Here is a 13567-nt window from a genome sequence, read left to right as displayed (position 1 = left end):
GCTAGGACCTGAGGAGCACGAGGAGAAACCCTACGATCCGTAACCCTCGCGACAGTCCATGCGCCCTGCGCGGCAGGGGAACACGCGCCGTGACGCCCCCTCCCGGAGCGCCCCGCCCCGGGTGATCCGACCGGCCCACGCAGTCCGGCGACGGCGAAAACCGTCCAAGCGAAAGCCCTCCCCGGTGGCCGGGGAGGGCTTTCACACAGCTACGAACCACAGCTCCACCAGGGGTCAGCCCTCGGGGCGTTCCTCCGGTGCGTGCTCGGCGGGCGGAGCGGACTCCGCAGCCGTGCTCTTGACGGTGGAGATCGCCGCCGTCGCGCCGTTGGCACCGTTCGTCAGCGCGAGCTCCTTGGGGGAGAGCACCGGCGGGCGGGTGGACGGCGTACGACGCGAGGAGCCGGTCCAGGCGGGCCGCGGCGGGCGCTTGACGATCTGCGCGAAGATCTCGGCGATCTCCTGCTTGCCCAGCGTCTCCTTCTCCAGGAGGGCCAGGACCAGGTTGTCGAGCACGTCGCGGTTCTCGACCAGGATCTCCCACGCCTCGTTGTGCGCGGTCTCGATGAGCTTCTTGACCTCTTCGTCGACCAGCGCGGCGACCTCTTCCGAGTAGTCGCGCTGGTGGGACATCTCGCGCCCGAGGAAGGGCTCGGTGTTGTCGCCGCCGAACTTGATCGCACCGAGCCGCTCGGTCATGCCGTACTGCGTGACCATCGCGCGGGCCAGACCGGTGGCCTTCTCGATGTCGTTGGCCGCGCCGGTGGTCGGGTCGTGGAAGACCAGTTCCTCGGCGGCCCGGCCACCCAGCATGTAGGCGAGCTGGTCGAGCATCTCGTTGCGCGTGGTCGAGTACTTGTCCTCGTCCGGGAGCACCATCGTGTAGCCGAGGGCGCGGCCCCGCGACAGGATGGTGATCTTGTGGACCGGGTCGGAGTTCGGTGAGGCCGCCGCGACCAGGGCGTGTCCGCCCTCGTGGTACGCGGTGATCTTCTTCTCCTTGTCCGACATGATCCGGGTCCGCTTCTGCGGGCCGGCCACGACGCGGTCGATCGCCTCGTCCAGCATGTGGTTGTCGACCAGCTTCTGGTCGCTGCGGGCCGTCAGCAGCGCGGCCTCGTTCAGGACGTTGGCCAGGTCGGCGCCCGTCATGCCGGGCGTGCGGCGGGCCACGGCCGCGAGGTCGACGTCGGGCGCGACCGGCTTGCCCTTCTGGTGGACCTTGAGGATCTCCAGACGGCCCTGCATGTCGGGCCGGTCCACGGCGATCTGGCGGTCGAAGCGGCCGGGACGCAGCAGCGCCGGGTCCAGGATGTCCGGGCGGTTCGTCGCGGCGATGAGGATCACGCCGCCCTTGACGTCGAAGCCGTCCATCTCGACCAGCAGCTGGTTCAGCGTCTGCTCGCGCTCGTCGTGTCCGCCGCCGAGGCCGGCACCGCGATGGCGGCCGACCGCGTCGATCTCGTCCACGAAGACGATCGCGGGGGCGTTGGCCTTGGCCTGCTCGAACAGGTCACGGACCCGGGAGGCACCGACACCGACGAACATCTCGACGAAGTCGGAGCCGGAGATCGAGTAGAACGGAACGCCGGCCTCGCCCGCGACGGCACGCGCGAGCAGGGTCTTGCCGGTGCCGGGCGGGCCGTAGAGCAGGACGCCCTTGGGAATCTTGGCGCCGACGGCCTGGAACTTGGCGGGCTCCTGGAGGAACTCCTTGATCTCGTGCAGTTCCTCGACGGCCTCGTCGGCGCCCGCGACGTCGGTGAACGTCGTCTTCGGGGTGTCCTTGGTGATGAGCTTGGCCTTCGACTTCCCGAAGTTCATCACCCGGGAGCCGCCGCCCTGCATCTGATTCATCAGGAACAGGAAGACGACGACGATGAGGACGAAGGGAAGCAGGGACAGCAGGATGCCGACGAACGGGTTCTGCTTCGACGGCGAGACCGTGTAGCCGTCCGGGATCTGCTTTTCCTGGAACTTGTTCTGCAGTGTGTTGGCGATGTCGACGCCCTGGTCGCCGATGTAGCTCGCCTGGATCTTCGAGCTGTCCTTGACCTTGACGCCGTCCTTGAGCTGGACCTTGATGGTCTGCTCGTCGCCGGTGGTCAGCTTGGCCGACTCGACCTTGTTGTCATTGATCGCCTGGACGACCTGGCCGGTGTCCACCGTCTTGTAGCCACCGGACGAGCCGACGACCTGCATCAACACGACCACGGCAAGGACGGCCAGCACGATCCACATGACCGGCCCACGGAAGTATCGCTTCACGTCCATCCATACGGAGCGATGCCGCCCCGTCCCTCCTGCCACAGTGAGTTTGATAAGACAGTTCTTCTGACGGTACCCCAGCCTCGGCGGCCGAAGCCGCACGGGCAGGCTGGTGCACCCGTCTTCCTGCTCCAACGGCGCGAGGGCCGCCGGGGTTCCCGGTACGGGGGCCGAACCTGTGGCTCAGCCGCCGTAGACGTGGGGCGCGAGCGTACCGACGAACGGCAGGTTGCGGTATTTCTCGGCGTAGTCGAGGCCGTAGCCCACGACGAACTCGTTGGGGATGTCGAAGCCGACCCACTCGACGTCGATGGCGACCTTCGCGGCCTCGGGCTTGCGCAGCAGCGTGCACACCTTCAGGGACGCGGGCTCGCGCGAGCCGAGGTTGGAGAGCAGCCAGGACAGGGTCAGGCCGGAGTCGATGATGTCCTCGACGATCACCACGTGCCGGCCCTTGATGTCGGTGTCGAGGTCCTTGAGGATCCGCACCACACCGGAGGACTGGGTGCCCGCCCCGTAGGACGAGACGGCCATCCAGTCCATCGTGACGGGGGTGGACAGCGCTCGGGCGAGGTCGGCCATGACCATCACCGCGCCCTTGAGGACGCCGACGATGAGCAGGTCCTTGCCCGCGTATTCCGCGTCGATCTTCGCGGCCAGCTCGGCCAGCTTCGCGTCGATCTCTTCCTTGGTGATGAGTACCTGCTTGAGGTCGGCACCCATGTCGTTCGCGTCCACCCGCATCACTTTCGGTCGGTCGTCCCACCGGCTGGCCGTCCCCCCGGTGAGGTGCTGGAGGATCCGGATTCAGCCTTGCCGAATCACCAGTCTGCCACCCTGCCGCTGCGCGACGACCTTGCCGGGGAGGTTGATGACTCCCTGACCGCGCCAGCCGGTGATCAGCCGGTCGACTTCCTCGATGTGCCGGGCGAACAGCGATCCGGCCGGCGCGCCCGCGTCGATGGCGGCGCGGCGCAGGATCCGGCGGCGCACGGCGGGCGGCAGGGCGTAGAGCTTGGCGCACTCCAGGCGGCCGGCGGCGTCCCGTACGGAGGCGTCAGCCTGACGGGCCCAGCTGTCGAGGGCGTCGGCGTCGTCGCGGGAGAGCTGGGCCGTACGGGCGAGGGCCTCCACGACGCCCTTGCCGAGGGCCTTCTCCAGGGCGGGCAGGCCTTCGTGGCGGAGGCGGGAGCGGGTGTAGGCGGGGTCGGCGTTGTGCGGGTCGTCCCAGACGGGCAGGGACTGGACCATGCAGGCCTTGCGGGCGGTCTGCCGGTCGAGTTCGAGGAAGGGGCGCCGGTAGCGGCCGTCCGCCCCCGAGACCGCGGCCATGCCGGACAGGGAGCGGATGCCGGAGCCGCGGGCGAGGCCGAGCAGGACGGTCTCGGCCTGGTCGTCGCGGGTGTGGCCGAGGAGGACGGCGGCGGCGCCGTGGCGCTCGGCGGTGGCGTCGAGGGCGGCGTAGCGGGCGTCGCGGGCGGCTGCTTCGGGGCCGCCTTCGCGGCCGACGGTGACGGCGACGGCCTCGACGGGTTCGAGGCCGAGGTCGCGCAGACGCAGGGTGACTTCGTCGGCGCGCAGGCCGGAGCCCGGCTGCAGGCCGTGGTCGACGGTGACGCCGCCGGCGCGGATGCCGAGTCTGGGGGCTTCGAAGGCCAGGGCGGAGGCGAGCGCCATGGAGTCGGCTCCGCCGGAGCAGGCGACGAGGACGAGCGGGGCGGGGGGCCGCTCGTGCGTCGCGGTGGCGGTGGCGGCGGCCGTGGTGCGGAGACCGGCCGCGGTGCCGGTGCCGGCCTTGGTGCCGGTGCCGGCGGTGGTGTCGTCGGTGAGGGTGCGGTGGTGTTCGGTCAGGATGTCGTGGAGCACGCGGCGGACCGCCAGGCGTATCGCCGCGACCGCAGGATGGGGACCCATGTCCGGTTCCCTTCATGAAGTTATCGGGGGTGGATCCGAGTTCGGTCACTCAGAGTGTGTAGATGGTGACAGAACCGGGCCGTTCCCCGAGCATTGCACGCCTACCCTTCGCTCACGGTCCCTCGGACGGGTGATTGAAGGGGCGTTCGCCTGCCGTCGGCCGGTTTCTTTGCGCTACCACTCCACGGCGTTCACACTTCGGGCCCGCCGTGCATCCGCGCGACCCAGTCCGCCGGTTTGGCGATCTCCGCCTTGGTGGGCAGGGTGTTCGGGGACGTCCACACGCGGTTGAAGCCGTCCATACCGACCTGGCCGACGACGGCCCGTACGAAGCGTTCGCCGTCGCGGTACTGCCGGAGTTTCGCGTCCAGACCGAGCAGCTTGCGCAGGGCCAGATCCAGCCGCGAGGCACCCTTGGCGCGGCGCTGCTGGAACTTCTCGCGGATCTCCGCGACGGTCGGCACGACCTGGGGCCCCACGCCGTCCATGACGAAGTCCGCATGGCCTTCGAGCAGCGACATGACGGCGGTGAGGCGGCCCAGGATCTCACGCTGTGCCGGGGTCTGCACGATCTCGACCAGGGACCGTCCCTCGTCCTCCTCGCCCTCGGGCCGACCGCCGGCGAGGCTCTGCGCGGCTTCGCGGACGCGCTCCAGGACGGTCATCGGATCGACGTCGGTCTCGCGCAAAAACGACTGGATTTCGCCCTCGAGGTGGTCGCGCAGCCACGGTACGGACGAGAACTGCGTGCGGTGGGTCTCCTCGTGCAGGCAGACCCAGAGCCGGAAGTCGTGGGGCCGCACGTCGAGTTCACGCTCGACGTGCACGATGTTGGGGGCGACCAGCAGCAGCCGTCCGGGCCCGCTCCCGCCGCCGGGCAGTTCGCGGGCGGGCGGGGCGAACGTCTCGTACTGGCCGAGGACGCGGGAGGACAGGAACGACAGCAGCATGCCGAGTTCGACTCCGGTGACCTTGCCGCCGACGGCGCCGAGGACCGCGTTGCCGGGGCCGGCGCCGCGCCGCTCCTGCATCTTGTCGAGGAGGGGCTTGAGCAGCTCCCGGAAACCGGCGACGTTCGCCCGGACCCAGCCGGGCCGGTCGACGACGAGGACGGGGGTGTCGTGGATGTTCTCGGTGCCCATCCGGGTGAAGCCCCGGACGTGTTCCTCCGAGGACTTGGCGTGCCGGCGCAGTTCCGCGACGACGGCCCTCGCCTCGTCGCGGCTGACTTCCGGGCCCGGCCGCACGAGCCGGGTCGCGGTCGCCACCGCGAGGTTCCAGTCGACCATCTCCGCACCACGGATGCTCGTCATGCGTCAACCGTACGTGAGCGGCCCCCCTGGGGGGAGGCGGCGCGATGACGGGCACCGCCCCGCCGCTCCCCGCCGGCTCGCACCCCGCCGGACGGACGTACTCAGCGGCAGCCGCAGGACGCCAGTGCCGTCGCCGCCCGGTCCAGTGCCGCCTGGGCGGCGCCCGGGTTCTTCGTGCCCGTGGTCAGGAAGGCGAAGGCGAGGATCCGGCCGTCGTGCGCGACCACGGTGCCCGCCAGGGTGTTGACGCCGGTCAGCGTGCCCGTCTTGGCGCGGACGAGGCCCGCCGCGCCATCCGCGTAGCGGCTGCTCAGGGTGCCGGTGAAGCCGGCGACGGGGAGGCCGGTGAGGGTCGGTCGCAGCTCGGGGTGGCCGGGGTCGGCCGCCGTGACGAGGAGGGCGGTGAGCAGGTCTGCGGTGAGGTGGCCGGTGCGGTCGAGACCGCTGCCGTCCTTGATGCGGGCGCCGGAGACGGGCAGGCCGAGCCGGTCGAGGCGGCTCCTGATCGCGGCGCCGGCGCCCGCGAGGTCGGCGCGCTTGCCGGTCGCGACGGCGGTGTGCCGGGCGAGGGCCTCGGCGATGTCGTTGTCGCTGTTGGTCAGCATCCGTTCGACCAGGGAGGCGAGCGGGGGCGAGGAGACGGCGGCGAGGGCGTCGGCGTGGCCGGTGGCCTCGGAGGGGCCGGGTGCCGAGGTCGTGATGCCGTGGTCCTGCAGGAAGTCGCCGAAGCGCCGGGCGGCGTCCGCCGCCGGGTCGGGCACGCGGGGCACGGGGCCACGGACCGAGTCGTTCGTACGGGCCTCGTCGGCCATCAGGGCGGTCACGGCGGCGAGGTTGTCGTTGACGCCGATCGGGTGCAGGGCGCGGCCCGCGTACAGGGTCGTGTCGTAGGACAGGGTCACCTTGCGCAGGCCGCGTTTCCTCAGGGCGGCGGCGGTCCGGTCGGCGAGGGTGCGCAGGCTCGCGTTGCCGTCGGCCTCGGCGCGGGCGGTGAGGGTGGGGTCGCCGCCGCCGACGAGGACGAGTTCCTTCGTGCCGGTTTCGAGGGCGGTACGGGTGGTGAGGCGGTGGTCGGGGCCCAGCGCGGAGAGCGCCGCGACGGCGGTGGCGATCTTCGTGGTGGAGGCGGGGGTGAGCGCCGTGCCAGCGGCGACGGCGTACAGCCGCTTGCCGGTGCTGATGTCGACGACGGCGGCGGAGCGCCGCGGGCCGAGCGAGGGGTCCTTCAGCAGCGGCCCCAGGACGTCCGCGAACGCCTTGCCGCCGGGCGCGGCGGGCACGGCGTGTCCGGGGGTGCCGGAGCCCAGACCGGTCAGGACGGACGCGGCGCTGGGTGCCGGTGACGGTTCCCGCCCCGCGGAACCGGCACCGTGATCTACGCCACCCGTGCTCCCCCGTGCGGTCGCGCGGTCCCGCTCGGCCGTACGCTGACCCGATGAGTCCCAGGGACCGGCGGCGGTCACCGCAGCCACGGCCAGCGCCAGTCCGGCGGTGGCGGCGAGCGCGGTGTACTGCCAGGTCCTCGTGGCTCGCGTGAGCTGCGGTTCCGCGGCCTCCGTCAGCCGTGCGACCCACGGCCCGGCGGCTGCGGCGGCCCGGGCGAGACGCGGTCGTACGGCGCCCACGAGGCGCGCCACATGCGGCCTCGCGGATCGCCAAGGCCTCAGCTCTGGCACGACACCAGCCCCTTTCGCAAGCACACACATGCGTGAGGGACACTTAATCACCAGACCTATGTGCTGATCATGGAGGAGCCACCGGTGGAGTTCGACGTCACGATCGAGATTCCGAAGGGTTCGCGGAACAAGTACGAGGTGGACCACGAGACCGGTCGTATCCGCCTGGACCGCCGCCTCTTCACCTCGACCGCCTACCCGGCCGACTACGGCTTCGTCGAGAACACCCTCGGCGAGGACGGCGACCCGCTGGACGCCCTGGTCATCCTGGACGAGCCGACCTTCCCGGGCTGCCTGATCACCTGCCGCGTGATCGGCATGTTCCGGATGACGGACGAGGCGGGCGGCGACGACAAGCTGCTGTGCGTCCCGGCGCACGACCCGCGTGTGGAGCACCTGCGCGACATCCACCACGTGTCGGAGTTCGACCGCCTGGAGATCCAGCACTTCTTCGAGGTCTACAAGGACCTGGAGCCCGGCAAGTCGGTCGAGGGCGCCAACTGGGTGGGCCGCACCGACGCCGAGGCGGAGATCGAGCGGTCGTACAAGCGCTTCAAGGAGCAGGGCGGCCACTGAGCCTTCCGACACCCCTGTCACCGGACGGGCCGCACGCGCACGCGTGCGGCCCGTTTCGCGTTCCCCTCCGCCTCCGTCGCACCACGTGCCGGGTCCCCGTCTCCCGTACTGCACTCGCACGCGTGCGGCGTTTCCTTTTCGCACGCGCGTGATACCCGTCGTCCACGTGTGCGCATACTGAGGCGTACCGGAGGTGTCGTACAGGGAGCGCTACGCAAGTGACGGACGAGGAGGACCGCAAGCCGCAGTCGGACGAGGCCAGGAGTGCCTTCACGCCCCCGGCCGGGCTGGCGGTGTCAGCGGTCGACAGTGAGTCGTCGACGTCGTCGGAGTTCGCGCTCCCGGACGGTCTGGCGGCCCCAACCGCCGTCGGTTCGGAGTCGGAGGTGACCTCCGAGTTCGCCCTGCCGGACGGGCTCGACGTGCAGGCGCACGCCGAGCCGGGGAACGCGGGGTTCACGACGCCCCGCACGTACAGCGCCCGCACCGCCCCGCCCGCCTTCACCCCCGCGACCGGCATACCGGTCATCTCCCTCACCAAGGACGTGCCGTGGCAGGACCGCATGCGCACGATGCTGCGCATGCCGGTCGCCGAGCGGCCCGCGCCGGAGCCGGTGCACAAGCAGGAGGACGAGACCGGTCCGGCCGTCCCACGCGTGCTCGACCTGACGCTGCGCATCGGGGAACTGCTGCTGGCGGGCGGCGAGGGCGCGGAGGACGTGGAGGCGGCGATGTTCGCCGTGTGCCGCTCCTACGGCCTGGACCGCTGCGAACCGACCGTCACGTTCACCCTGCTGTCGATCTCGCACCAGCCGTCCCTGGTGGACGACCCGGTGACGGCGTCGCGCACGGTGCGCCGCCGGGGCACCGACTACACGCGGCTGGCCGCCGTGTACCAGCTGGTGGACGACCTGTCCGACGCGGAGACCCACATCTCCCTGGAGGAGGCCTACGGGCGGCTGGCCGAGATACGGCGCAACCGGCACCCCTACCCGACGTGGGTGCTGACCTCGGCGAGCGGGCTGCTCGCGGGGGCGGCCTCGGTGCTCGTCGGCGGTGACCTGGTCGTGTTCGTCACGGCGGTGATCGGCGCGATGCTCGGCGACCGGCTGGCGTGGCTGTGCGCGGGGCGCGGGCTCCCGGAGTTCTACCAGTTCACGGTCGCCGCGATGCCGCCGGCCGCGATGGGCATCGCGCTGACGGTGGGGCACGTCGACGTCAAGGCGTCCGCGGTCATCACCGGTGGGCTGTTCGCGCTGCTTCCCGGCCGGGCGCTGGTGGCGGGCGTGCAGGACGGTCTGACCGGCTTCTACATCACCGCGGCGGCCCGGCTGCTGGAGGTCATGTACTTCTTCGTCGGCATCGTCGTCGGCGTGCTGGTGGTGCTGTACTTCGGCGTGAAGCTGGGCGCGGAGCTCAATCCCGAGGCCGGGCTGGGCAGCTACGAGGTGCCCCTGGTGCAGATCGGCGCGTCGATGCTGCTGTCGCTGACGTTCGCGGTGCTGCTGCAGCAGGAGCGGGCCACGGTCCTGCTGGTGACGCTCAACGGCGGCGTCGCGTGGTGCGTGTACGGCGCGATGCACTACGCGGGCGATATCTCGCCGGTGGCGTCCACGGCGGTCGCGGCCGGTCTGGTGGGGCTCTTCGGGCAGTTGCTGTCCCGGTATCGCTTCGCGTCCGCGCTGCCGTACACGACGGCGGCGATCGGGCCGCTGCTGCCGGGTTCCGCGACGTACTTCGGTCTGCTGGCGATCTCGCAGAACAAGCTGGACGCCGGGCTGCTGTCGATCACGAAGGCCGTGGCGCTGGCCATGGCCATCGCGATCGGGGTGAACCTCGGGTCGGAGATCTCCCGGCTGTTCCTGCGGGTCGGCTCGGCGGGCCAGCGGCGGGCCGCCAAACGGACCCGAGGATTCTGACGCCGGTTGCTCGCCACCGGCCACCGGCCCGCGGTCACCACCGGCGCCCGGCGCCCCCGCTCAGTACCCCTCGTTGTACGGGTACGGGCCGTTCTGCCCGCCCTGGCCCTGCCCCTGCGGGTACGGGGGCGCGTACGGCTGCTGCTGGGGCTGGGCCTGGGGCTGCCGCCCGTAGTACTGCTGCTCGTCGTACGGGCGGCCGTGGGACTGCTGGTCGTACGGGTGCGGGTGCTGGGGCTGCGGGTGCTGGGGCTGCGGGTGCTGGGGCTGCTGCGGCCGGTGCTGGTGGGGCTGCTGCTGCGGGTGCTGCTGCCCGTACGGGTCCTGCCGGCCGTAGGAGTCCTGCTGGGCATACGGGTCCTGGCGGCCGTACGGGTCCTGCTGGGCGTACGGGTCCTGGTGGGCCGGGGGGACCGCGCGGAGCTGGGTCGTGGCGTCGTCCATCACCGGGGGCTGCCGGTCGGCCCGGTGCGGGGCGGCGGTGGGCGGGGCCTCGGCGGCGGCGCGCTTGTTCTTGCCGCGCTCACGCAGGTACTCGATGAGGATCGGCACGACCGAGAGCAGGACGATCAGGACGAGGATCGTCTCGACGTGCGTCCGGATGAGCTCGATCTGGCCCAGCCAGTAGCCCGCCAGGGTGACGCCCGAGCCCCAGGCGGCGCCGCCGATGACGTTGTACGTGAGGAAGGTGCGGTACTGCATGCGGCCGGCGCCCGCCACGATCGGCCCGAAGGTCCGCACGATGGGCACGAAGCGGGCCAGCACGATGGCCTTGGGACCGTACTTCTCCATGAACTCGTGGGCCTTGTCCAGGTTCTCCTGCTTGAAGAGCTTGGAGTTGGGCCGGTTGAAGAGCTTGGGGCCGAAGAACTTCCCGATCATGTACCCCACCTGGTCGCCGATGACGGCGGCGAGGACGATCAGCAGGCACACCAGCCACAGCGGCTGGCTGATGTACTCGCCCTGGGCCACGAAGAGGCCCGCCGTGAACAGCAGCGAGTCGCCGGGCAGGAAGGCGAACAGACCCGACTCGGCGAAGACGATCAGCAGGATGCCGGGGAGGCTGAAGGTCGAGATCAGGTAGTCGGGGCTGAGCCACTCGGGGCCGAGCGCAAGCGTGGTCACGGGAAGGTGGCTCCTGCTGCTGAGATTCGGGCTGGGGCTGGCTGCCCAAAAGTACCAACGCAGCCGTCGTGGCCCAGGTTCCACGGACTGCCCAGGATGCCCTGTGCCCGGCCGGGGCCAAAGCCGTGCTGGTCCACGCCCCGGGCGGACCTGCCCGGGGCGTGGAGCTCACGCGGTGCGCCGGGCGGCGTTGGCGGCGATCGCGTCCCTCAGATACACCGCGAGACCGGGGCGGATCCCGTCGTAGGTCGCGGTGAACCGCGGGTCGGACACATACATGTCACCGAGGCAGGTGTGCATCTCGTGCGAGCAGTCGTAGTACGTGCCCGAGATGAAACGGCGGTGCTCCTCGGCGGTGTCCATGGCCGCCTCCGAGTCGGCCGGGGTGCCGGCCGTCATCAGGTCGGCCATGCGGTGGTGAAGCGCGTCGAACCGCTCCGTGGCGCGTTTCCAGTCCTCCTTGGTGTACGAGGCGGTCCGCCGGCGGGACTGCCGGTACGCCTCGGTGTTGCCCCAGCGTTCCCGCACCTCGTCCTCGTACCGGTCCGGGTCGAACTCCCCGAACACCTCGAACTTCTCCTCGGGCGTGAGGTCGATGCCCATCTTCCGTGCCTCCATGGCGTGCTCCACGGCCGCCGCCATCTTCTGCAGTTTCCCGATCCGGGCGGTCAGCAGGTCGTGCTGGCGGCGCAGGTGCGCGCGCGGGTCCGCGGCCGGGTCGTCGAGCAGGGCGGTGACCTCGTCGAGCGGGAAGCCGAGCTCGCGGTAGAACAGGATCTGCTGCAGCCGGTCGAGGTCGGCGTCGTTGTAGCGCCGGTGCCCCGCGTGGCTGCGCTCGCTCGGGACGAGCAGGCCGATGTCGTCGTAGTGGTGCAGCGTGCGCACGGTCACACCGGCGAATCCGGCCACCTGGCCCACCGAATGGCTCACTTCCGCTCCTTTCGGGTTGACGCCCTCAAGGCTGAACCCTCACGCCGCGTGAGGTGCAAGCCGCAGGCTCGCCACGGCGCGGCTAACGGTTCAGCCGGGCGAAGCGGCGCACCGCCGACGGGAGGAACACCGCCAGCAGGACGAGCGGCCAGGCGACCGCCGCCCACACGTGCCCCGATTCTCCCCCGGGGCCGCCGAGCAGGTCCCGTACGGCGGTCGCCGTCTGTGACATCGGGTTCCACTGGACGGCCGTGCCGAGCCAGCCGGGCATGGACTCGGGCGCGGCGAACGCGTTGGACAGGAAGCCGACGGGCCATACGAGGATCTGCACGGCCTGCACCATCTCCGGCCGGCCCGCCACCAGCGCGAGGTGGATGCCGGCCCACAGCATCGCGAACCGGAAGAGCAGGAGCAGGCCGACGGCCCCCAGGAAGCCCGCGGGGCCGCCGTGCGCGCGCCAGCCGATGGCGTGCCCGACGGCGATCAGCACCATGAGCCCGACCGCGGACTGGAGCATGTCGGCGGCCGCACGGCCCACAGGACGGCCCCGTTGGTCATGGGCATGGACCGGAAGCGGTCGATCACGCCCTTGGTGAGGTCCTGGGTGACCGCCAGCATGGTCCCTTCCAGCCCGAACGCCATGGTCAGCGCGAGCATGCCGGGCACCAGGTAGTCGACGTAGTCGCCGTCGACGCCGCGTCCGCCGCCGACGAGGTGGCCGAACATCAGCAGCAGCATCACGGGGAAGACGAGGCCGACCAGGACCTGCACCGGCTGCCGCGCCCAGCGGGCCAGCTCGCGGCGGGTCATGGTCCAGGAGTCGGTCAGGGCGTGCGTGGTCATGCGGTCTCCTCCGCGTGCGCGTCGTTTCCGGTCAGCCGCAGGAACGCCTCGTCCAGTGTCGGGCGGCGCAGCGCGATGTCCTCGGCGTCGATCCCGGCCTCGTCCAGGGCGCGTACGACACCGGCGAGCGCGCTCATGCGGTCGGTGACGGGGGCGCTGAGCAGCCGCCGGTCGGCATCCACCAGCACCTCGCCCTCAGGCGCGGGCAGCAGGGGGACGGCGGCGTCGAGCTGCCCCGCGTCGCGCAGGACGACGTCGATGCGGTCGCCGCCGACGCGGGCCTTGAGGCCGTCCGGGCTGCCCTCGGCGACGACCCGGCCGGCGTCGACGAGCGAGATGCGGTCGGCGAGCTGGTCGGCCTCCTCCAGGTACTGCGTGGTGAGCAGGACCGTCGTACCGCCGCCGACCAGGGAGCGGACCGCGGCCCACACCTCGGCCCGGCCGCGCGGGTCGAGGCCGGTGGTGGGTTCGTCCAGGAACAGCACCTCCGGTTCGGTGATCAGGGACGCGGCCAGGTCGAGGCGGCGCCGCATGCCGCCGCTGTACTGCCGCACGGGTTTGCGTCCGGTGCCGGTGAGGCCGAAGCGCTCCAGCAGTTCACCGGCGCGCAGGCGCGCGTGGCGGGCGCCCAGGTGGTGGAGGCGGCCGAACAGCTCCAGGTTCTGCCGGCCGCCGAGCTCCTCGTCGAGCGCGGCGTGCTGACCGAGCAGACCGATCCTGAGGCGTACGGCGTAGGCCTGGCCCAGGACGTCGTGTCCCGCCACTTCGACCCGGCCCGCGTCGGGCCGCAGCAGCGTGGCCAGGACGCGGACCAGGGTCGTCTTGCCCGCGCCGTTGGGCCCCAGCACGCCGTGCACCGTGCCGCGCGCGACGCGCAGGTCGAGCCCGGCCAGCGCGTCCTTCCCCCCTGTGCCGCCGTACCTCTTGCGTGCCCCTTCGACGATGATCGCCGCGTCGGCCACAGGTCCTCCTTCACACGGGAGCCAAGCATTAATCAAACTTG

The 13567-nt window shown here is 71.4% G+C and carries 10 protein-coding genes and 1 pseudogene; 2 read left to right on the top strand and 9 right to left on the bottom strand.

Translation table 11 applies throughout. The annotated features are described in order from the left end of the window. Positions 1 to 234 precede the first annotated feature (234 nt). The 5 genes from ftsH to dacB all read right to left on the bottom strand — a co-directional run bounded on the left by ftsH (position 235) and on the right by dacB (position 7201). Positions 235 to 2274 carry an ATP-dependent zinc metalloprotease FtsH gene (ftsH, locus tag ABZ354_RS14300; protein ID WP_358656469.1) on the bottom strand — a complete coding sequence of 680 codons (2040 nt, stop codon included), beginning with the start codon at positions 2272 to 2274 and terminating at the stop codon, positions 235 to 237. 177 nt (positions 2275 to 2451) lie between these two features. After that, a complete protein-coding gene (gene hpt, locus ABZ354_RS14295) occupies positions 2452 to 3012 on the bottom strand; it encodes a hypoxanthine phosphoribosyltransferase (RefSeq protein ID WP_358656583.1) in 561 nt (186 codons plus the stop codon). A 63-nt stretch (positions 3013 to 3075) separates the two neighbouring features. Then, positions 3076 to 4182: a tRNA lysidine(34) synthetase TilS gene (gene tilS / locus ABZ354_RS14290; protein WP_358656467.1), complete on the bottom strand. Its 1107-nt coding sequence runs from the start codon at positions 4180 to 4182 to the stop codon at positions 3076 to 3078. A 191-nt stretch (positions 4183 to 4373) separates the two neighbouring features. Further along, complete coding sequence (locus ABZ354_RS14285) at positions 4374 to 5495, bottom strand: zinc-dependent metalloprotease (RefSeq protein ID WP_358656465.1); 1122 nt, start codon at positions 5493 to 5495, stop codon at positions 4374 to 4376. Between the two features lie 101 nt (positions 5496 to 5596). Then, positions 5597 to 7201, bottom strand: coding sequence for a D-alanyl-D-alanine carboxypeptidase/D-alanyl-D-alanine-endopeptidase (gene dacB, locus ABZ354_RS14280; RefSeq protein WP_358656463.1), 1605 nt, complete (start codon positions 7199 to 7201; stop codon positions 5597 to 5599). 54 nt (positions 7202 to 7255) lie between these two features. Here dacB and ABZ354_RS14275 point away from each other — a divergent pair, with 54 nt between their 5' ends. Further along, entirely contained in the window at positions 7256 to 7747 is a 492-nt protein-coding gene (locus ABZ354_RS14275; protein ID WP_358656581.1) for an inorganic diphosphatase, read from the top strand. A 218-nt stretch (positions 7748 to 7965) separates the two neighbouring features. Next, positions 7966 to 9666 (top strand): threonine/serine exporter family protein, encoded by a 1701-nt coding sequence (locus ABZ354_RS14270; RefSeq protein WP_358656461.1) that lies wholly within the window; start codon positions 7966 to 7968, stop codon positions 9664 to 9666. A gap of 60 nt (positions 9667 to 9726) precedes the next feature. On the opposite strand, the gene ABZ354_RS14265 is transcribed toward ABZ354_RS14270, so the two are convergent. From ABZ354_RS14265 to ABZ354_RS14250, 4 genes and pseudogenes are all read right to left on the bottom strand, one after another. Beyond that, complete coding sequence (locus ABZ354_RS14265; protein WP_358656459.1) at positions 9727 to 10791, bottom strand: VTT domain-containing protein; 1065 nt, start codon at positions 10789 to 10791, stop codon at positions 9727 to 9729. A gap of 168 nt (positions 10792 to 10959) precedes the next feature. After that, on the bottom strand, positions 10960 to 11721 hold the full coding sequence (locus ABZ354_RS14260) for a MerR family transcriptional regulator (protein ID WP_358656457.1): 762 nt from the start codon (positions 11719 to 11721) through the stop codon (positions 10960 to 10962). A gap of 82 nt (positions 11722 to 11803) precedes the next feature. Beyond that, positions 11804 to 12564, bottom strand: a pseudogene (locus tag ABZ354_RS14255) (ABC transporter permease). Then, a complete protein-coding gene (locus ABZ354_RS14250; protein ID WP_358656455.1) occupies positions 12561 to 13526 on the bottom strand; it encodes an ATP-binding cassette domain-containing protein in 966 nt (321 codons plus the stop codon). Before ABZ354_RS14250 ends, ABZ354_RS14255 begins: the two are co-directional and overlap by 4 nt. Positions 13527 to 13567 lie beyond the last annotated feature (41 nt).

This window comes from Streptomyces sp. NPDC005925 (assembly GCF_040638805.1).
Classification (GTDB): Bacteria; Actinomycetota; Actinomycetes; order Streptomycetales; family Streptomycetaceae; genus Streptomyces.
This window is presented reverse-complemented; position numbering and strand designations above follow the sequence as displayed.